This is a genomic window from Allobosea sp. TAB14 (assembly GCF_052113865.1).
Classification (GTDB): domain Bacteria; phylum Pseudomonadota; class Alphaproteobacteria; order Rhizobiales; family Beijerinckiaceae; genus Allobosea; species Allobosea spartocytisi.
Map to the genome: position 1 here is coordinate 1 of NZ_JBFRDQ010000068.1, position 20,031 is coordinate 20,031.

Below are 20,031 nucleotides of genomic sequence, written 5' to 3' on the forward strand. Positions count from 1 at the left end.
GCTCGAACTGGCGCAGCATCTGGTTGCCGCGTTCGGCAGCCGCGTCAAGCGCCGCCTGCGGCGACTTCTGACCGTTCAGCGCCGCCTCCAGCTCCTCCGACCAGATGTCGCGGATCTGGACGAGGCTGCCATAGCGCAGGCCCTTCGAGTTGTCGGTCGGGGTCTTGTTGGTCAGCTCGAGGATCGGGGTCTCGAGATAGGGCTTGTCCTTGTAGAAGCCCGACGCCTTGACCTTCTCATAAGCGGCCTTGGTGATCGGCAGATAGCCCGACTCGGTGTGCAGCTTCRCCTGGCGGTCGACRTCGGASAGGAAGGTGAAGAACTTGGCGACGCCCTTGTACTCGTTCGCCGACTTTCCGCCCATCACCCACAGCGAGGCGCCGCCGATGATCGAGTTCTGCGGCGCGCCCTGCACGTCGGGATAGTACGGCATCGGGGCGTTGCCCCAGTCGAACTTCGCATTGGCGACGACGTTGCCATAGAAGCCCGAGGAGGTCAGGAAGATCGGGCATTCGCCCGAGGTGAAGCGGCCTTCGCCATTGTTGGTGCGGCCGGAATAGTCATAGGTCTTGTCCTTCTGCAGCTCGACCAGATTGGTCCAGTGCTTGAGGAAGATCGGGTCCTTGTTGAAGGTCATCACCGCATCGGTGCCGGCCATGCCGTTGACCTTGGTCGACAGCGCAATGTTATGCCAGGCGCCGAACTGCTCGATATTGGCCCAGGTCGCCCAGGCGTTCGAGAAGCCGCATTTGTCGTAGCCGGCGGCCTTGAGCTTCTTGGCGTCCGCGAACACCTCCGGCCAGGTCTTCGGCGGCTTGGCGGGGTCGAGGCCGGCCTTCTTGAAGGCGTCCTTGTTGTACCACATCACCATCGAGGACGAGTTGAACGGCATCGAGAGCATCTCGCCCTTCGCCGTCGAATAGTAGCCGCTGATCGCCGGGAGATAGGCGTTCGGATCGAATTTTTCGCCGGCTTCCTTCATCATCTCATGGACCGGCTTGATCGCGCCCTTGGCCGACATCATCGTGCCGGTGCCGACCTCGAAGACCTGCAGGATGTGCGGCGCCTGGCCGGCACGGAAGGCGGCGATGCCGGCGTTCAACGCGTCGGGATAGGAGCCCTTATAGGCCGGAACGACCTTGTATTCCTTCTGCGAGGCATTGAAATCATTGGCGAGCTTGACGACGACGTCGTTGTTGGCGCCGGTCAGCGCGTGCCACCACTGGATCTCGGTCTGGGCGAAAGCCGGCGAAGCACCGGCGAGCGCGAACGCCGCCGCGCTCATCAGGATACGGGATTTGATGCTCATGGGTCGATCTCCCTTCCGCGGGCGGACCCCGCCGCGGTTCTTGTCGTTGGTGCGCAAGCTAGCATGAAGCGCGGGCGACATTTCAATGACAAATCGATGACGCCCGGCGCAATCCACCTATGGTCGCGAACCGGCTTGCGCATTTGCGCATAAGCGGCTGTTCTCCGGCTCCCGAACGATTTCTCTCCTGGACGACGCCATGCCCGATCTCAACCTCTCCGTCGCAGCGACCCTGCCGCAGGATGCCGCAACCGCCGTCCTGGCCGGCCGGGTCTGGCGGCCCGATCTCGGCGGCCCGGCGGTGGTCACCGTCCGCAACGGGCGGGTGATCGACGTCAGCGCCCATTTCCCGACCAGCCGCGATCTGTGCGAATCGACCGATCCGGCCAAGTCGCTGCGCGCGGTCGAGGGCGAGGCGATCGCCTCGCTCGCCGACATCCTGGCGAACACGCCCGTGGATAGGCGCGACCCCTCGAAGCCCTGGTTGCTCTCGCCGCTCGACCTGCAGGCGGTCAAGGCGGCCGGCGTCACCTTCGCCGTCTCGATGCTGGAGCGCGTGATCGAAGAGAAGGCCCGCGGCAACCCGGCCGCCGCTGCGACGATCCGCGAGGAGATCGGCAAGCTCATCGGCGACGACCTGTCCAAGCTCAAGCCCGGCTCGCCCGAGGCGATGCATCTCAAGGAGGTGCTGATCAAGCAGGGCGCCTGGAGCCAGTATCTCGAGGTCGGCATCGGTCCGGACGCCGAGATCTTCACCAAGGCGCCGGCGATGTCGACCGTCGGGACCGGCGTCGATGCCGGCCTGCATCCGGCCTCGAGCTGGAACAATCCGGAGCCGGAGATCGTGCTGATCGTCGCCTCGACCGGCACGATCGTCGGCGCGACGCTCGGCAACGACGTCAATCTGCGCGATGTCGAGGGCCGCTCGGCGCTGCTGCTCGGCAAGGCCAAGGACAACAATGCCGCGGCCGCGGTCGGCCCCTTCATCCGCTTCTTTGACGCGGGCTTCACGCTCGACCACGTCCGCAGGACGACCGTGACGCTGACCGTCGCGGGCGAGGACGGCTTCACGCTCGAAGGCTCCTCCTCGATCGCCAAGATCAGCCGCGACCCGGCCGATCTGGCGGCGCAGATGATCGGCCCGCATCACCAGTATCCGGACGGGGCGGCGCTCTATCTCGGCACCATGTTCGCGCCGATCAAGGATCGCGGTGCGCCGGGCGGCGGCTTCACCCATAAATACGGGGATATCGTCACCATCGCGGCGCCCGAACTGGGCAGCCTCGTCAACCGGATGAAGCGCACGGATGAATGCGAGCCCTGGACCTATGGCGCCTCGCATCTGATGCGCCATCTCGCGAAGCGTGGGCTGCTTTGAGGCCATAACCTCGGCCGGCAGGGGGCCGTGTCGGCAACCGCGTCAGCTTGCTGGTAAGGTTTTTCTGTCAGAGAGCGCGCGACCAGGAGGGTTGGCGTTGGCGGTGGGCGACATCAGGACCGGGCTCCCCCGCGGCGAGGGCGGCAACCTCGCCGGGCGCCTGTTGCGCAACCCTCTCGTCTGGATCGCGGCCTTCGTCGTCGCGGTCATCGCCGGGCTGAACCTGCCGCTGCGCGTGCCGCTCGGCCCGAATGCCTGGGACACGGTCGTCTATCTCGACGCGATCCAGCGCATCCTTGTCGGGCAGGCCCCGGCGCTCGACTTCTTCGCGCCGGTCGGGCCGCTCGGCTATTATCTCGCCGCCGGGCTCGACGCGTTCTTTCCGGCCGCGCAGCCGATGCTGCTGGTCAACTGGGCGCTGCTGCCGGTGCTGCTGCCGCTCGCCGCGCTGCTGATGGTCGATCTCGCGCCAAGGGCGCGCGGACAGGCGCTCGCACTGCTCCTGCCGCTGCTGATGTTCGCCGCGCTGCCGATCAACCTGCACGCGCTCTACCCGTCGCCAGGCTTCGACGGCTACGGCTATTACAACCGTCATGTCAGCCTGCTGCTCTATCTGCTGATCGCGACGCTGCTCTTCGCGCGCCATCGCGGCTTGCGGATCGGCCTCGTCGCCATGCTGATGCTGAGCCTCTTCCTCGTGAAGATCACCGGCGCGGTGACGGGCACGCTCATCGTCGGCTATGCGCTGGTCGCCGGGCGGATGCGCCTGCTCGACGTCGCCATCGCCGCCGGCCTCGTCATCGCGGCACTGGCCGGGCTCGAGCTGGCGACGGGCATCGTCTCGGCCTATCTCGCCGACATCCTGCAATTGCTCGGCCTCAACACCGGCGCGCTGTTGCCGCGCTTCCTCACCGTCGCTTCGGTCAAGTTCAACGTGGTCGGCCCGGTGCTGCTGCTGCTCGGAGCGCTCGCCCTCGCATCCTGGCGGAGCGGCCTCCCCGCCTCCCTCGCCGGCTGGCGGGCGCTGGCCAACAGCCCCCTCGGCTGGCTCGCAGCGGGATTCGCGGCGCTGACCTTCTTCGAAACACAGAACACCGGCTCGCTCGAATTCATCGGGCTCTGGCCGATCCTGCTCAGCCTGCTCCGCGACTGGTGGCAGCGCCGCGACGACCCGATGCGCCCACTGGTCCTGGTGCTGGCGCTCGCCGTGAGCCTGCCGACGGCGGTGATCTATATCGAGCGCAGCATGCGGGCCCTGCTGGGCGCGCCGAGCTATGCCGCGCTCGACCTGCCCGAACTCGGCCCGCTCGGACGCGTCAGCGTGAAGCCGGACATCAAGGCGCGAGCCGCCGCGATGCTCGATCATTATGCGACCCATCAGGCGACCTATGACGATCTCGTCCGGCGCGACCTGCCGCCGTCCTATATCCTCTATTCCGAGATCGACTATCAGGCGACTTGGCTGCTGGAAGTGCAGCAGGCCGTGCGCGCCATCCGGAGCTGGGAGGCGGCGAACCGGCGCAAGCTCAACGGCTTCTTCACTCTCGACTTCGTCGATCCGATGAACCGCCTGCTCGACCGCACACCACCGCGCGCCGTGCCGGTCGGTGCCGATCCCGGTCGCAGCACGCCCGAACTCGACTCCGATACGCTCGCGGAACTCGCACGCACGGACGCCATCCTGGCGCCGAAATGCCCGCCGACCACGGCCCGCGCCATGCTGCGCGAGCATTTCGGCAAGGCGCTCGAAGGGCGCGAACGCATCGCGCTCGCGCCCTGCTGGGACATGTATCTGCGCCCGTAGCGCGGCTCAGCCGGCGGCGGCCTGCCCCGCCTCCCAGCCGAGGATGGCGCGCTTGCGCGTCAGCCCCCAGTGATAGCCCGTGAGCGCGCCGGACTTGCCGATGACACGGTGGCAAGGCACGACGAAGGAGATCGGGTTCTTGCCAACCGCCATGCCGACGGCGCGCGCCGCGCTCGGCTTGCCGATATGGCTGGCGACATCGCCATAGGTGGTGGCGCAGCCGACCGGGATCCTGAGCAGCGTCTCCCAGACCCGTACCTCGAAATCCGTGCYGATCAGCACGACGCGCAAGGGCGTCTCGGCCGTCCAGGCCTTGGGATCGAAGATGCGGCCGGCATAGGGCGCCGTCAGCGCGGGGTCGTAATGGTAATCGGCATGGGGCCAGCGCCGCATCATGTCGGCGAGCGCCTCGGCCCGACCGCCGACGACCTTGCCGCCGTCGACGCTGTTGGAGACCCAACCCAGACCCGCAAGGCCGCGATCCGTGACCACGATCAGCGCTTCGCCGAAGGGCGAGGCATGGAAGCCGTAGGACAGCTTCAGCCCGTCGCCGCCGAGCTTCCACTCGCCGGGCGACATCGCCTCATGGGTGACGAAGAGATCGTGCAGCCGGCCGGGACCGGAGAGCCCGACTTCCAGCGCCGTGTCGAGAACGCTGGCGGAGGAGGCGAGCAAGCCCTTGGCATGGTCGAGCGTAATCGCCTGCAAAAAGGCCTTGGGAGTGAGGCCGCACCAACGCCGGAAGAGATGGTGGACATCGGTCGGCGTCGCGCCGGCCGCATCCGCGATCGCCTCGATCGTCGGCTGCTCGCGCCAGTTATGGGTGATGAAGGAAAGGATGCGCCGGACGGTGTCGTAGTCCGAGCCCGGTGCCGCGGCGGGGAAATCCGCCTCGTTGGGCATGGCTTCGGCCGCGCGGGACAACACCGCATTGGAGAAGCGCGTCGGGGTCATCGCCATTTTCATCGGAGCCTGGGGGTTCATGGCTAAATCCTCGCATCTGTCATCTTGATGCGAATCTAGGGCGCCAACCATGCCGCTCCCACCCGAAAGCTGACAAGCTCCGGCAGCCGAACCTCACCGAGGTGGATCATAATCCGGCCCGCGCCGCGCCCGCGCCAGCGCTGCACCGAGCGCATCGGCGAAGCCCGCCCGCTCCTGCGGCGAGAGCGCGGCGGCGACCGGGACGCTGCGCCCGCGCGAGACGAGGGTGAGGCCGAGCAGGCCGTAATCCTCGTCGGCCTGTTTTTCGAGCCGGGTCCAGGCCGGATTGGAGCGCCAGACCGCCTCGCGGCCATGATGCGAGACCTTGCGCAGGAAGACCTCGAGCGGCGTCACGACGATGCGCTCGAAGGCGCGGGCATGACGGAAATTAACGTGGAAGGCGATGAACAGCGCGAGAACGTCGATGCCGAAGAAGCCGGCGACCGGCCAGGCGCCGAGCACGACGAAGGGAATGGACGACACCACGCTCGCCAGACAGACCAGCGTCATCACGATGCGGAAGCCGTGCTGGCCGAGCGAGCGATGCGGTGTGATGGTCGCGTCGAAGACTGGGCGCCTTGCGGCGTCGCGGCTGTCGTCGACGAGGCTCTTGTCGAGGTCCATCGGCGGATTATAACGCGGGCATGGATCAGCAGAACAGGCCCTTGCGCAAGGCCGCGCCCGCAAAGCGCATCACGTTACCGCGCGCCCGCAAGCCGGCCGAGATCCGCGAGATCTTCGAGCGTTTCCGGGCGGCCAATCCCGAGCCCAAGGGCGAGCTGGAATCGGTGAACGCCTTCACGCTGCTGGTCGCGGTGGTGCTCTCGGCACAGGCGACCGACGCCGGCGTCAACAAGGCGACGCGCAAGCTCTTCGCCATCGCCGACACGCCGGAAAAGATGCTGGCGTTGGGCGAGGAGACGGTGCGCGAGCATATCCGGACGATCGGGCTCTATCGCAACAAGGCGAAGAACGTGATCGCGCTCAGCGAGAAGCTGATCGCCGAATTCGGCAGCGAGGTGCCGGTCACGCGCGAGGCGCTGGAAAGCCTGCCCGGCGTCGGCCGCAAGACSGCCAATGTSGTGCTCAACATCGCCTTCGGCGAGAYCACCCAYGCCGTCGACACCCATGTCTTCCGCGTCGCCAACCGGCTGCGGATCGCACCGGGAAAGAACGTGCTGCAGGTCGAGCTCGGGCTGGAGAAGGCGGTGCCGCCGGAATTCGGCCGCCACGCCCATCACTGGCTGATCCTGCACGGGCGCTACACCTGCAAGGCGCTGAGGCCCGAATGCGGGCGCTGCATCCAGAACGACCTCTGCGACTCCGCGGACAAGCGCGTCACCTGACGCTTCGTCAGACCTCCCTTAGTCTGCTTGACAGCCCGTTGGCACTGGGCTGAGCTTCATGGGCCGGACGCCCTGGAGGCTCGGAGAAGCCTGAGAGTCTGCGGCAGAGGAAGCTCAGGAGGTCAGTGATGAAGCGTTTCGTCCTTGCGGCGAGCATCGCCGTTGCCGCCATGTCCATTCACGCAGGCGCCTTTGCGCAATCGAAAGGCCCCGTCGTCGGGGTCAGCTGGTCGAATTTCCAGGAAGAACGTTGGAAGACCGACGAAGCCGCGATCAAGGCCGCGATCGAGAAGGTCGGCGGCACTTATCTTTCCGCCGACGCGCAATCCTCCCCCGCCAAGCAGCTCACCGATGTCGAAAGCCTGATTTCCCGCGGCGCCAAGGCGCTGATCATCCTGGCGCAGGACGCGCAGGCCATCCGTCCCGCCGTCGAGAAGGCGGTGAACGAGGGCATCAGCGTCGTCGGCTATGACCGGCTGATCGAGATCCCGCAGGTCTTTTACCTGACCTTCGACAATGTCGAGGTCGGCCGGATGATGGCGCGCGAGATCCAGAAGGCGAAGCCCGCGGGCAATTACGTCTTCATCAAGGGCTCGAGCCAGGACCCGAATGCCGGCTTCCTCTACCAGGGCTCGATCGAGGTGCTGAAACCCGCCATCGATAGCGGCAAGATCAAGAATGTCGGCGAAGCCTTCACCGATGGCTGGCTGCCCGCCAATGCCCAGCGCAACATGGAGCAGATCCTGACGCGCAACCAGAACAAGGTCGATGCCGTGATCGCCGCCAATGACGGCACGGCCGGCGGCGCAATCGCGGCGATGGACGCGCAAGGGCTCGCCGGCTCGGTGCCGGTCTCCGGCCAGGATGCGGATCGCGCCGCGCTCAACCGCGTCGCTTTGGGCACCCAGACCGTGACGATCTGGAAGGATGCGCGCGAGCTTGGCCGCAACGCCGCCGAGATCGCAATCAAGCTCGCTGGCGGCAGCAAGCTTTCCGAGATTCCGAAATCGATGAGCTGGGACCAGGGACCGTCCAAGCAGAAGATGACCGCGCTGTTCCTGACGCCCGTGCCGGTGACGAAGGAAAACCTCAACGTCGTGATCGACGCCGGCTGGGCGCCGAAATCCGCGGTCTGCCAGGGCGTCGCGCCCGGCAAGGTCAAGGCCTGTGACTGAAGCCACCCCGGCGCCGGCAAACCCGGCGCAGGAGCGCCGCAGCCTTTCCGACCATCTGCGCGAGATCGAGTTCGATCCGCGCATGATCGGCATGGTCGCGGCGCTCGCCGTGATCTGGCTCGGCTTCAACTGGCTCTCGGACGGCGCCTTCCTGACCGCGCGCAATCTCTGGAATCTCCTGGTCCAGACCTCCTCCATCGCCGTGATGGCCTGCGGCATGGTGCTGGTCATCGTGACCCGCAACATCRACCTCTCGGTCGGCTCCATGCTCGGCTTCGTCAGCATGGTGGTCGGGCTGGTGCAGGTCAGGCTCCTGCCCGGCCTCTGGGGCTTCGAGCATCCGCTGACCTGGCTGGTCAGCCTGATCGTCGCCATCTGCCTCGGCGGCATGGTCGGGCTGCTGCAGGGCGCGCTGATCGCCTATCTCGCCATCCCCTCCTTCATCGTGACGCTGGGCGGGCTGCTGATCTGGCGCGGCGCGGCCTGGTGGGTGACACAGGGGCAGACCATCGCGCCGATGGATTCGCGCTTCCGCCCGCTCGGCGGCGGCGTCGAAGGCGCCATCGGCACCAGCGCCTCCTGGGCGATCGGCATCGTGGCCTGCATCGCGATCTGCGTCGCCGCCGCGCTGATCCGGCGCCGGCGCAAGCGCTTCGGCTTCACGCTGCGCCCGCTCTGGGCGGAAGCCCTGATCGCCGCCCTCGGCTGCGGCGCGGTGATCGCGACCGTGACGATGGCGAATTCCTACGCGCTGCCGGCGGGCATCGCGCGCCGCCTCGTCGAGGCGAAGGGCGGCATCTGGCCTGAGGGCGGACTCACCATCGGCCATGGCCTCGCCGTGCCGGTGCTGGTCGCGCTCGGCGTCGGCATCGCCATGACCTTCGTCGCCAACCGTCTGCGCTTCGGCCGCTATGTCTTCGCCATCGGCGGCAATCCGGAGGCGGCGCAGCTCTCGGGCGTGAACACCCGCAAGGTGCTGATGCTGGTCTTCGGGCTGATGGGTGCGCTGGTCGGCATCTCCGCCTGCATCTCGACGGCGCGCCTCAACGCATCGACCAATGCCGCCGGCTCGCTCGACGAGCTCTATGTCATCGCCGCGGCGGTGATCGGCGGCACCTCGCTCGCCGGCGGCGTCGGCACCATCGTGGGCGCGATGCTCGGCGCGCTGGTGATGCAGTCGCTGCAATCCGGCATGGTGCTGATCGGCGTCGACGCGCCCTTGCAGAACATCGTCGTCGGCATCGTCCTGGTCATCGCGGTCTGGCTCGACGGGCTCTATCGCAAGCGTTTGGGGTGAGGAGGCGCCGATGAGCATCGCAGAGCCGGCCGATCTCGCCCAGACCTACCCCGGCCAGGGAACGCCGCTGATCGAGATGCGCGACGTCTCGATTGCCTTCGGCGGCATCAAGGCGGTCGACGGCGCCAGCATCGACCTGATGCCGGGCGAGGTCGTCGGGCTGCTCGGCCATAACGGCGCCGGCAAGTCGACGCTGATCAAGATCCTGTCCGGTGCCTACCGGGCCGATGCCGGCACGATCCGGGTGAATGGCGAGGAGGTGACGGTCGCGAGCCCGCGTGACGCCAAGCGCCACGGCATCGAGACGATCTACCAGACGCTGGCGCTCGCCGACAATGTCGACGCCGCCGCCAATATCTTCCTCGGCCGGGAATTGCTGACCGGCTGGGGCACGCTCGACGATGCGACGATGGAATCCGAAACCCGCAAGGTGATGGGCCGGCTCAACCCGCATTTCCGGCGCTTCAAGGAGCCGGTGAAGGCGCTTTCCGGCGGCCAGCGCCAATCGGTCGCGATTGCCCGCGCGATCTATTTCAACGCCCGTGTGCTGATCATGGACGAGCCCACCGCCGCGCTCGGCCCGGCCGAGACGAAGCAGGTGGCCGAGCTGATCCTGCAGCTCAAGAAACAGGGCATCGGCATCTTCCTGATCAGCCACGATCTGCACGATGTCTTCGATCTGGCCGACCGGGTCACGGTGATGAAGAACGGCAAGGTGGTCGGCACGGCCCGCACGGCCGAAATCACCCAGGACGAGGTGCTGGGCATGATCATCTCGGGCAAATGCCCGCCGGCAGCGATGGCCGGCCCCGGCGCGCTGCGGAATTAGACCGCGCCGGGACCGGCATCCACTAAGGGAGCAGAGCTCCTCAGGCCGTTGCGTGCGGCTCGTGATGGAAATCCCAGACCGCCCAGGCCGAAACCGCCGCGGTCAGCAGACCGAGGACGATATGGGTCCGGAAGGCGGCGGGATTGCCGGTGAAGCCGAGCATCCAGGGCGAGGCCACCAGCCAGAGCCCGAGCGCCAGGTTCAGCCATTCCTCCCACTCCGCGAAGGCCGTGAGCGCGGCGACCGCGACCAGCGCGAGCACCACGGCGACGATCCAGGCATTGCGCGTCGGCATGAAGTCGCCGACGAAGCCCATGAACCAGGGTGAGAAGAACAGCAGCGCGGCAAGGATCAGGTTTAGCCAGTCCTGCGACCGTCTGATGTTCGTATTCGCGGTCAACATGATCACCTCCATCGGTGAAGATCATCCAACCACTACGCCTCGCGCACGAGGCGCTTGGTCGATTTTATTATACGCCGAGCCGGCAATATTTCAAGAACAGACGAGGAACGACCGCGCCGGCCCCGCGCACTGCGGTGCCGGCGCAGGCACGATCTCACTTCGCGTCGAGCAGGTCCTTCACCGACAGCAGGACGAGTTCGTTGTCGTCGGCCTTCTTCGGGTCGCGCGAGGAGGAGAAGGGCAGGTTGTTGTCGTTGCCGACGACGATCACGCCATTCGCCCGGTCGACCACGTCGACGTTCTCGATGGTGAAGAACGGGAAGGTGAAAACACCGTCCTTCGTGCCCTGCTTCGCCTTGCCGTCGGGATCGGCGATCTTCATCAGGTCGATATAGCCGATACGGCGCACGGGCTTGCCGACATTGGCGTCGGTCATCTCGATCTTGACGATCCGCTTGTGCTTGGCGATGTCGTGGAAGCAGTCCGGGCCGCGGCCTCCCGGCGCGCAGGCCTTGTCGGCAGTGCCCTCGCCGTTGTCGCGCTCGATGATCAGGCCCGTCGTGGCGTCGATCATGTTGAAGTCGCCGATGGCGAGACCCTTGGCTTCGAGCGGGAAGAACCAGGAACGGCCGGTCCACTTCTCGTTCTGGACGTCGAATTCGAGGATGCGGAGGACTTCCTTGCCGTCGACTTCCTCGTTGCCTTTGGTTTCCGCGTTCCAGAGCGGGCCCTCGAGCAGCGGGTAGAGGAAGCGGCCATCCGGCGACTGGGCCATGCCCTCGAAGCCCTTCGAGCGGCGGACATTGAACTCGACCGGCAGGTTCGGCGCGGCCGGGGTGGTGACGGCGTAGTGATCGGGCGAGCGGGCCGGCTTGCCGTCGACCAGCGTCTCGAACACGGCCTCGACCTTGCCATTGGCGTCGACGCGGATGAGATACGGGCCGAACTCCTCGCCGATCCAGTACTTGCCGCCGATCGGCTGGATCGATTCCGGGTCGAAATCGGCGCCGGTCAGGTAGCGCTTCTCGGTGCCCTCATGGACGATGCGGAAGGGGACCTTCTTGTCGGGATCGTGCAGGAAGGTGGTCGAGACACGTTCGAGCGCGCCCTTGCCGAAATCGGCCTTCAGGCGATGGAAGAACAGCATCGCGTCGGGCGAGTTCACCTTGGCGCCGAAGCCGTTATCGGTCAGCACGAGGAACTCGTTGTTGCCCAGCGAACGGATGCCGGAGAAGCCCTGGACCGGCTGGCCGGCAAAGGGGGTCGAGAGCCCCGTCGGGCGCCCGCCCGAGGTGCCCATCACCGTGCCGACGGCCTCGACGCGCTTGCCCGGCGKGACGAACTTGCCGGAAACCTTGAGATCGGCCGGCGCATCGGCGGGGGCGGGGATGATCGTCTCGGCCGGCAGCAGCGCCTGGCTCAGAAGCTTCGCGGGAAATTCCTTCGGAGACTCCTGCGCCCCGGCGAGCATGGTGGACGACAGAAGCAGGATAATGGCGAGCGACGAGCGCATGAAATTCTCCGGGCTGAAAAGGACCAGCCGGCTTCGCGCGCCCGGATGGCACCCCAACAACAACGGGGTGACGGTTCGGTGAAGGCGCCAGATGGCGCTACGGCATCGGCCGCTTCCGAAAACCGGATTCGACTTTTCGGGCCAGTGCTCAGTAGCCGCGGGCCGGATCGACGGCATGCAGCAGCGGCTCGCCCGCCTCCAGCCGCCTGATCTGCGCCGCGACCAGCGTGGCGATCGCCTCCGGCTCGGACATCGCCGCGTTATGCGGGGTGACGGTCACGCCCGGATGGCTCCACAGCGGCGACTCCACCGGCAGCGGCTCGGTCTCGAAGACGTCGAGCGTCGCGCCCTTGAGCGTGCCGGCATCGAGCGCGGCGAGGATGTCGTCCGCGACCTGAAGCCCGCCGCGGCCGGGATTGATCAGGAACGGCCCGCCGAGCCGGCCGTCCTGCGCGAGTCCTGCAAAAAGCCCGGCGTTGAGGATGCCGCGCGTCTCGGGCGTCAACGGCACCAGGCTGACGAGGATGTCGGTCCGCGCCAGGAAATCCTTCATGCCGTCCTCGCCGGAGAAGGTCTGCAGCCCTTCGACGCTCTTCGGCGAGCGGCTCCAGCCGGCCACGTCGAAGCCGATGACCTTGAGCTTGGCCACAGCATCGAGGCCGAGTTCGCCGAGCCCCATGATGCCGACACGGACGGAACGGGCCGCCGGCTGGTTGCGGTCGTCCTCCCAGAGCTTCGCCTGCTGCTGGCGCATGTATCGATGCTGCTGGCGCAGATACATCAGGCAATGCAGCACGACATATTCGCTCATCCGCGTCGTCAGGTCGGGATCGACCACGCGTGCGATCGGCACCTCCGGCAATTTGTCGTCGGCGAAGAGGAAATCGACGCCGGCACCGAGCGAGAAGATCGCCGCGAGATTGGGCAGGCCGGTCAGGCTGCCGGCCGGATGCTTCCAGCTCGCGACATAATGCACGGCCCGGCGGTCGAAGGGCTCGCCCGGCACCACGATCGGCATCTCCGGCAGCAGCGCCTGGAAGCGCGCCCGCCAGTCCTCGACATGCCAGCCCGTCATGGCCAGAAGCAAACTCATGCCCGTGTTCTCTCCGTGATCCGTCCGGCGACCAGTTCGCCCTGCGCCGCACCCTCTCCGATCCGATAGGCCTTGCGCAAGCGCTCGCTTGCCGCAAGGAAAGCGTTCTCGCCGCGCGCATGGACGATGGCGAGCGGACGGTCCGGCCCGAGCGTCGCACCGATGCCGGCCATATCGGTGAGGCCGACCGCATGGTCGATGCCGTCCTGCGGCCGCAACCGGCCGCCGCCCAGCGCCACGACCGCGAGGCCGACGGCGCGGGTATCGATGCCCGAGACCGTCCCGGCCGTCTCCGCGAAGACCGGCTTCACGACCGGCGCCGCGGCGAGATGCTTTGCCGGCGCTTCGAGCAGATCGGCAGGGCCGCCCAGCGCCACCACCATCCTGGCGAAGCGCTCGGCCGCGGCACCCGAGGCGAAGGYATCCTCGATCCTGCCACGCGCTTCGTCGAGGTTCGCCGCCAGACGGCCGAGCAGCAGCATCTCGGCGCCGAGCGCGACCGTGACCTCGTGGAAGCGCGGCTCGCGCCGGCGACCGGTCAGATGGTCGAGCGCATAGGCAACCTCGAGCGCATTGCCAGCGGCGCTGGCGAGCGGCTCGTCCATGTCCGTGAGCAACGCCGTGGTCGGCAGGCYGGAGTCGTTGGCGACGCCGACGAGCGCCTGCGCCAGGGCGCGCGCCTTCGCGGGTTCCGGCAGGAAGGCGCCGGAGCCGAACTTCACATCCATGGCGAGGCCGTGCAGGCCAGCGGCGAGTTTCTTCGACAGAATCGAGGCCGTGATCAGCGGCAGCGAWTCCACCGTCGCGGTGACGTCCCGGATGGCGTAGAGGCGCTTGTCGGCCGGGGCGAGATCGGCAGTCTGGCCGATGATGGCGCAGCCGGCCTCGCGCACCACCTTGCGGAACAGGGCGAGATCGGGCTGCGTCACATAGCCCGGCACCGCGTCGAGCTTGTCGAGCRTGCCGCCGGTATGGCCGAGGCCGCGGCCGGAGATCATCGGCACATAGCCGCCGCAGGCCGCGACTGCGGCTGCCAGCGGCAGGCTSACCGTRTCGCCGACGCCGCCGGTCGAGTGYTTGTCGAGKGCGGGGCCSGGCAGGTCGTYCCAGTTCAGSACCGTGCCGGAATCGCGCATGGCGAGCGTCAGCGCCACGCGCTCTTTCTCGGTCATGTCGTTGAAGAACACGGCCATGGCGAAGGCCGCCGCCTGCCCCTCGCTGACCGAGCCGTCGGTCAGCCCGGCGACGATCTGGCGGATATCGGCATCGGGCACTTCATGGCCGTCGCGCTTGGCCGCGATGATCTCCTGCGTCAGCCGCATCAGTAATTCCCCGGTGTGGCCTCACCGGCCGCGGCGCCGTCGATCGCCGCGAGCAAGGCGCCATGCAGGCCGCTCGCGCCGAAGCGGAAGGTTCGCGGCGTCGCCCAGTCCGGCCCCATGATCGCGTCGGCGAGGTCGAGATAGCCTTTGGCGTCGGCGAGCGTGCGGATGCCGCCGGAGGGCTTCAGCCCGACCGGCCGGCCGGCCATGGCGATGACGTTGAGCATGACGCGTGCCGCCGGGATGCTGGCGGAACGGGCGGTCTTGCCGGTCGATGTCTTGATGAAGTCCGCGCCCCAGGCGATGGCAAGCTCGGCCGCTGTCCTGACCTTTTCGAGATCGGGATATTCGCCGGTCTCAAGGATGACCTTCAGCAGCCTGTCGCCGCAGCGCATCCTGACATTGCGGAGCATCGCGGTCGCCGCCGTCGTATGGCCGGCGAGCACGGCCTGCCAGGGCAGGACGAGGTCGATCTCGTCGGCGCCGGCCTCCAGCGCCTCCTCGGTCTCGCGGATGACCGGCGCGATCGGTGTCCCGCCCTCCGGAAAATTGACGACCGTCGCGATCCGCACCGGGCCGTCGCCCAGAGCCAGACGCGCCGTCGCGACGAAGCGCGGCCAGAGGCAGACCGCCGCGACCGGAACCGGTCCGGAGACGGCGCGGCGGCAGAGATCGCGGGCGCCGTCCTCGGTGGCGTCGTCGGCGAGGTCGGTCAGGTCGAGCAGCGCGAGCGCGCGTCTGGCAAAAGCGTCGTCCGACATCGTTCAAAGCTCCGACAGGAAGGCGCGCAGCAGGCGGCGCAGCGAGCGCGAGGCCACCGCGGCGACATCGCGTGTCTCGCCGTGATGGGGCGCGCCGCCATGGAGGCCGGCGCCCATATTGGTGACGATGGACAGGCCGGCGACGCGGAGATCGTAGCGCCGCGCCAGGATGACYTCCGGMACGGTCGACATGCCGACGAGATCGGCGCCGAGCGTCTTCGCCATGCGGATTTCCGCCGGCGTCTCGAAGCTCGGGCCCGAGAACCACATGTAGACGCCCTCGCCCAACGGCACGATCGCGTTCGCCGCGGCGCGCTTCAGCCGCCCGCGCAGCAACGGATCATAGGCATCGACCATCGGCACGAAGCGGCCGTCCCCCCGGTCGCCGACCAGCGGATTGGGGCCGTTGAGGTTGATGTGGTCGGTGATGAGCGCAAGGCTGCCCGGCCCCATCGAGGGCGAAAGCGAGCCGGCCGCATTGGTCAGGATCAACGGCGGCGAGCCGAAGGCGGTGAGCAGGCCGAGCGGCACGCGCATCACCGCGGAATCGCCGCCTTCGTAATAATGGGCGCGGCCCTGATAGATCAGCACCTTGCGGTCGAACAGCGTGCCGTAGCAGAGCTGGCGGGCGTGGCCGGACACCTCGCCATGCGGAAAGCCCGGAATATCGGCATAGGGAATCGTGACGGCGTCCTGCACATCGTCGACGATCGAGCCGAGCCCGGTGCCGAGCACCAGGGCGCATTCGATCGGGCCGTCGATCCCCCTGTCGATCAACACCGATGCCGCTTCGTCGAAAGCCGGATCGACCGCCATGCAAACCCTCTCCCGGCCGCCTATGCGGCCGCCGCAAATCACCGCGGCAAATTGGCCGGTCCGAAGGACGCTGGCAACAACTGCTCCAGCGTGAAACGCGCGCGGATGCCTTCGGGGCCGGCGATGGCGACCGGAGTCTCAGGGCTCGCGAATTCGCGGATGCGCTGGCGGCAAGCACCGCAGGGCGTGACCAGCTCGTCCCCCTCGCCAAAGACGAGGATGGCGCGGATCGCCGTGCCGCCGGCCGCGATCATCGCGGMGATGGCGCCGGCCTCGGCGCAGGKCCCGACSGGATAGGMGGCGTTCTCGACATTGCAGCCGGMATGGACCGTGCCGTCATCGGCCAGCAGCGCCGCCCCGACCTTGAAGCGCGAATAGGGCGCGTAGGCGCGCGGCTGGAGGCGGGAAGCGGCTGCAAAGAGCGCGTCGAAATCGGGATCGGCGGCCAAGTCAGCGGTCCTTCATGTCAGCGTTCCTTGACATAGGGTATCCCGGAAGCCTTCGGCGGTGTCGCGCGGCCGATGAAGCCGGCGAGCAGGATGATGGTCATCAGATAGGGCAAGGCCTGGATCGCCTCCACCGGAACCAGCCCGATGCCCGGCAGCGTCACGCCCTGAAGCCTGATCGCGACCGCATCGAGCAGTCCGAAGAGCAGGCAGGCGCCGAGCGCCGGCCAGGGCCGCCAATTGGCGAAGATCACGGCTGCGAGCGCAATGAAGCCGCGCCCCGCCGTCATCTGCGGAAGGAAGCCGGCCGATTGCGCCACAGCAAGATAAGTGCCGCCGATGCCGCAGAGCAGGCCGCAGATCGCGACCGCCGCATAACGCAGGCCAGCCACCGAGATGCCGGCSGTATCGACGGCKGCSGGGTTCTCGCCGACGGCGCGSAKSCGCAGGCCGAAGCGGCTGCGCCTCAGCACAAGCGCGGTGGCCAGCACGCAGAGAAAGGCGAGATAGGCCGGCGCGGCATGGCCGGAAACCACCTCGTCATAGAGAAGGCCGAGCACCGGCACATGCTCGCGCGCCCATGGGCCGAAGGGCAGCGACAATTCACCGAAGCGGGCGGCTCCTTCGAGCGGCGGCGTGCGCCCGCCCTGTCCGTACCAGGCATTGCCGAGGACGACGGTGAGGCCCGCCGCCAGCATGTTGATCGCAACGCCGGAGACGATCTGGTTGCCGCGCCAGGTGATGGCGGCGAAGCCGTGCAGCAGCGCCAGCAGGACCGAGGCGAGAATGCCGGCGCCCAGCCCCACCCAGGCCGAGCCGGTGGCGAGGGCCGCGACCGCAGCGGCGAAGGCGGCGATCAGCATCTTACCCTCGAGGCCGATATCGACGACGCCGGCCTTCTCCGACCAGAGCCCGGCAAGCGCCGCGCAGATCAGCGGGATCGAGAGCCGGACCATCGAATCGAGCACGACGGCAATGGTCTGGAGCCACTCCATCAGCCGGCTGCCCCGCGGCCCAGCGCCGTCGCCACCAGCCGGCGGAACAACCCGTCGAGCGCTCCGGCGAAGAGGATGAGCACGCCGCCGATCACCACCACCATGTCGCGGGTGATCGCCGGCTTGTCGAAGGAAAGCTCCGCCCCGCCCTGGTAGAGCACGCCGAAAAGCAGCGCCGCCAGGCCCACCCCGACCGGATGGCCGCGCCCCATCARCSCGACGGCGATGCCGACGAARCCGTAGCCGGCCGTGAAATCAAGCACCAGCCGATGCTGCACGCCGAGCGCCTCGTTGACCGCGAGTCCGCCGGCGAGCGCGCCCGAGATCGCCATGGCGATCATGGTGACCGCGGCGGGCGAGATCCCCGCATAAGCGGCGGCGCGGGGATTGGCCCCGACGGTGCGGATCGCATAGCCCAGCCGCGTGCGCCAGATCAGCAGCCAGACCGCGAGCAGCGCCATTAGGGCGAGCAGGAAGGCGCTGTTGAGCGGGGTCGAGGGCAGCTTGATTCCGAACGGTGCGAGGAGCTGGTGCATCGGCGTCAGCACGGCCTGTGCCGGGAAATCCGCTGTCTCGGGCTGCATCGAGCCGATCTTGCCGATCACTTCGCGCAGCAGATAGACGATCAGCGTCGCGGCGACGAAGTTCAGCATGATCGTGGTGATGACGACATGGCTGCCGCGCTTCGCCTGCAGCCAGCCGGGGATGAAGGCGTAAGCCGCACCGCCTGCAGCCGCCGCGAGGATGGCGAGCGGCGCGGCGAGGAAGCCCGCCACGGAGAGGAAGCCCGGCATGGCCGAGAGCGCCCCACAGGCCAGCGCCGCGCAGATGCCGGCGACGGTCGCCTGCCCCTCGCCACCGATATTGAACAGCCCGGCATGGAAGGCGACGGCGACGGCGAGCCCCGTGAAGATGAAATTCGTCGCGTAATAGAGCGTGAAGCCGATGCCCTCGGCACTGCCGAGCGCGCCGCGCAGCAGCAGCGCCGTCGCCTCCAGCGGGTTCTCCCCGATGCCGAGGACGACGAGGCCGGCGACCAGCAGGGCCGCGGCGACCGAGACGAGCGGCACCAGCGCAGTATCGGCCCAGCGCGGCAGTTCGACCGGGGCGGCGCTCATGCGGCTTCGTCCGTGACGCCGGCCATCAGCAGGCCGAGATCGCGCTCATCCGCCGCTTCTGCTGCGCGTTCTCCCGTGATCCGGCCACCGCAGAGGGCGATGATTCGGTCCGAGAGCGCCATCACCTCCTCGAGCTCGACCGAAACCAGCAGGATCGCGACGCCGGCATCGCGCAACTCGATCAGCCTGCGGTGGATGAACTCGATCGCGCCGATATCGACGCCGCGCGTCGGCTGGCCGACGAGCAGCACCTTCGGATGCCGCTCGATCTCGCGGGCGAGCACGATCTTCTGCTGGTTGCCGCCGGAAAATTTCGCGGTCTTCAGGGCGGGATCGGGCGGGCGCACGTCATAGGCCGCGAAGGCCGTCAGCGCATGCGCCTCGATCCGCGACGGCGACAGGAAGGGCCCGGTCCGGAAGGCCGGATCGCCCTGATAGCCGAGGATCGCGTTCTCCGCCGCGCTAAAGGCGGTGACGAGGCCGCTGCGATGGCGATCCTCCGGGATATGCATGAGACCGCGCTCGCGCAGCCGGGCCGGATGACGATCCGCCGCCGCGAGGATCTGGCCGCCCAGGCGGATGACGCCGCGCGTGGGCTGGACCAGCCCGGCGAGGACCTCCAGCAACTCGCTCTGGCCGTTGCCGGCGACGCCGGCGATGCCGACGATCTCGCCGGCATGGAGGGTCAGGCTCACATCCCGCAGCGTCCACGCGCCGGCCGACCATCGCCTCGGCCAGCGCCGGCGGCGAGGTTTCCGCCGTCCGGAACCCGGCGACCATCTCGCCGCGCCGCATCACCGAAACCGTATCGGTGGCGTCCATGATCTCGCGCAGCTTGTGGGTGATCAGGATCACCGTCTTGCCCTGCGCCTTCAGCGCCCGGAGCAGGGCGAAGAGCTGATCGGCCTCGGCCGGGGTCAGCACGGCGGTCGGCTCGTCGAGGATCAGGATCTGCGCCCCGCGATAGAGCGCCTTCAGGATCTCGACGCGCTGCTGCAGGCCGACGGACAAATCGCCGACCGTGGCATCGGGGTCGATCGCGAGCCCGTATTCGCGCGACAGGCGGGCCAGTTCCGCCCGCGCCTTCGCCAGCCCGCCCTTGAGGCTGGCCCCGCCTTCGGCGCCGAGCACGACGTTATCGACGACGCTCAGCGTCTCGACCAGCATGAAATGCTGATGGACCATGCCGATGCCAGCCGCGATCGCATCGGCGGGGGAGCGGATGCGACGCGGCTCGCCCGCGATCCTGATCTCGCCGGCATCGGCCTCGTAGAAGCCGTAGAGGATCGACATCAGCGTCGATTTTCCGGCGCCGTTCTCGCCGACGATGCCGTGGATCGAGCCGGCCGCGACCGCAAGCGAAACGTCCCGGTTCGCCGCGACCGCGCCGAAGCGCTTGGAGATGCCGACGAGCTCGATCGCGGGAGGGGAAGGCACGAGGC

At 67.9% G+C, this 20,031-nt stretch carries 18 protein-coding genes and 1 pseudogene; 6 read left to right on the forward strand and 13 right to left on the reverse strand.

From position 1 onward, the window contains the following. Nucleotides 1-1,309, reverse strand: a 1,309-nt coding sequence (ugpB, locus tag AB4Y99_RS12330) for a sn-glycerol-3-phosphate ABC transporter substrate-binding protein UgpB (protein ID WP_441523521.1), incomplete at its 3' end; no start/stop codon positions are given. Nucleotides 1,310-1,508: 199 nt separating this feature from the next. Here ugpB and AB4Y99_RS12335 point away from each other — a divergent pair. Beyond that, complete coding sequence (locus AB4Y99_RS12335; RefSeq protein WP_441523522.1) at nt 1,509-2,687, forward strand: fumarylacetoacetate hydrolase family protein; 1,179 nt, start codon at nt 1,509-1,511, stop codon at nt 2,685-2,687. A gap of 97 nt (nt 2,688-2,784) precedes the next feature. Continuing rightward, nucleotides 2,785-4,491: a hypothetical protein gene (locus tag AB4Y99_RS12340; RefSeq protein WP_441523523.1), complete on the forward strand. Its 1,707-nt coding sequence runs from the start codon at nt 2,785-2,787 to the stop codon at nt 4,489-4,491. A 6-nt stretch (nt 4,492-4,497) separates the two neighbouring features. On the opposite strand, the gene AB4Y99_RS12345 is transcribed toward AB4Y99_RS12340, so the two are convergent. Together AB4Y99_RS12345 and AB4Y99_RS12350 are read right to left on the reverse strand one after the other, a co-directional pair. After that, nucleotides 4,498-5,394: a methylated-DNA--[protein]-cysteine S-methyltransferase gene (locus AB4Y99_RS12345; protein ID WP_441523543.1), complete on the reverse strand. Its 897-nt coding sequence runs from the start codon at nt 5,392-5,394 to the stop codon at nt 4,498-4,500. A 174-nt stretch (nt 5,395-5,568) separates the two neighbouring features. Next, nucleotides 5,569-6,099 carry a DUF2244 domain-containing protein gene (locus tag AB4Y99_RS12350; protein WP_038364690.1) on the reverse strand — a complete coding sequence of 177 codons (531 nt, stop codon included), beginning with the start codon at nt 6,097-6,099 and terminating at the stop codon, nt 5,569-5,571. Between the two features lie 20 nt (nt 6,100-6,119). Between AB4Y99_RS12350 and nth the strand changes: the two genes are divergently transcribed. The 4 genes from nth to AB4Y99_RS12370 all read left to right on the forward strand — a co-directional run bounded on the left by nth (nt 6,120) and on the right by AB4Y99_RS12370 (nt 10,122). Then, a complete protein-coding gene (nth, locus tag AB4Y99_RS12355) occupies nt 6,120-6,821 on the forward strand; it encodes an endonuclease III (protein WP_441523524.1) in 702 nt (233 codons plus the stop codon). A 128-nt stretch (nt 6,822-6,949) separates the two neighbouring features. After that, on the forward strand, nt 6,950-7,996 hold the full coding sequence (gene xylF, locus AB4Y99_RS12360) for a D-xylose ABC transporter substrate-binding protein (protein WP_142022343.1): 1,047 nt from the start codon (nt 6,950-6,952) through the stop codon (nt 7,994-7,996). After that, nucleotides 7,989-9,293, forward strand: coding sequence for a sugar ABC transporter permease (locus AB4Y99_RS12365; RefSeq protein ID WP_441523525.1), 1,305 nt, complete (start codon nt 7,989-7,991; stop codon nt 9,291-9,293). The genes xylF and AB4Y99_RS12365 overlap by 8 nt, the downstream gene beginning before the upstream one ends. Nucleotides 9,294-9,303: 10 nt before the next feature. Then, nucleotides 9,304-10,122, forward strand: a complete 819-nt coding sequence (locus AB4Y99_RS12370) for an ATP-binding cassette domain-containing protein (protein ID WP_441523526.1) — start codon at nt 9,304-9,306, stop codon at nt 10,120-10,122. Between the two features lie 40 nt (nt 10,123-10,162). On the opposite strand, the gene AB4Y99_RS12375 is transcribed toward AB4Y99_RS12370, so the two are convergent. The 10 genes and pseudogenes from AB4Y99_RS12375 to AB4Y99_RS12420 all read right to left on the reverse strand — a co-directional run bounded on the left by AB4Y99_RS12375 (nt 10,163) and on the right by AB4Y99_RS12420 (nt 20,026). Next, nucleotides 10,163-10,525 (reverse strand): SPW repeat protein, encoded by a 363-nt coding sequence (locus tag AB4Y99_RS12375; protein ID WP_112761540.1) that lies wholly within the window; start codon nt 10,523-10,525, stop codon nt 10,163-10,165. A 154-nt stretch (nt 10,526-10,679) separates the two neighbouring features. Continuing rightward, nucleotides 10,680-12,038 (reverse strand): esterase-like activity of phytase family protein, encoded by a 1,359-nt coding sequence (locus AB4Y99_RS12380; RefSeq protein WP_441523527.1) that lies wholly within the window; start codon nt 12,036-12,038, stop codon nt 10,680-10,682. Nucleotides 12,039-12,186: 148 nt separating this feature from the next. Then, the gene (locus AB4Y99_RS12385) at nt 12,187-13,131 is read right to left on the reverse strand and encodes a 2-hydroxyacid dehydrogenase (protein ID WP_441523528.1); all 945 of its coding nucleotides are present in this window, start codon (nt 13,129-13,131) and stop codon (nt 12,187-12,189) included. Continuing rightward, nucleotides 13,128-14,453 (reverse strand): thymidine phosphorylase, encoded by a 1,326-nt coding sequence (deoA, locus tag AB4Y99_RS12390; RefSeq protein WP_441523529.1) that lies wholly within the window; start codon nt 14,451-14,453, stop codon nt 13,128-13,130. The genes AB4Y99_RS12385 and deoA overlap by 4 nt, the downstream gene beginning before the upstream one ends. Then, the gene (deoC, locus tag AB4Y99_RS12395) at nt 14,453-15,214 is read right to left on the reverse strand and encodes a deoxyribose-phosphate aldolase (RefSeq protein ID WP_441523530.1); all 762 of its coding nucleotides are present in this window, start codon (nt 15,212-15,214) and stop codon (nt 14,453-14,455) included. Before deoC ends, deoA begins: the two co-directional genes overlap by 1 nt. Nucleotides 15,215-15,217: 3 nt before the next feature. Then, nucleotides 15,218-16,030, reverse strand: coding sequence for a purine-nucleoside phosphorylase (locus AB4Y99_RS12400; protein WP_038364705.1), 813 nt, complete (start codon nt 16,028-16,030; stop codon nt 15,218-15,220). 38 nt (nt 16,031-16,068) lie between these two features. Then, nucleotides 16,069-16,479 (reverse strand): cytidine deaminase, encoded by a 411-nt coding sequence (locus tag AB4Y99_RS12405; protein WP_441523531.1) that lies wholly within the window; start codon nt 16,477-16,479, stop codon nt 16,069-16,071. 17 nt (nt 16,480-16,496) lie between these two features. Further along, entirely contained in the window at nt 16,497-17,471 is a 975-nt protein-coding gene (locus tag AB4Y99_RS12410) for an ABC transporter permease (RefSeq protein WP_441523532.1), read from the reverse strand. Continuing rightward, nucleotides 17,471-18,589, reverse strand: a complete 1,119-nt coding sequence (locus AB4Y99_RS12415) for an ABC transporter permease (RefSeq protein WP_441523533.1) — start codon at nt 18,587-18,589, stop codon at nt 17,471-17,473. The genes AB4Y99_RS12410 and AB4Y99_RS12415 overlap by 1 nt, the downstream gene beginning before the upstream one ends. Continuing rightward, a pseudogene (locus AB4Y99_RS12420) lies at nt 18,586-20,026 on the reverse strand (ABC transporter ATP-binding protein). The gene AB4Y99_RS12415 and the pseudogene AB4Y99_RS12420 overlap by 4 nt, the downstream one beginning before the upstream one ends. Nucleotides 20,027-20,031 lie beyond the last annotated feature (5 nt).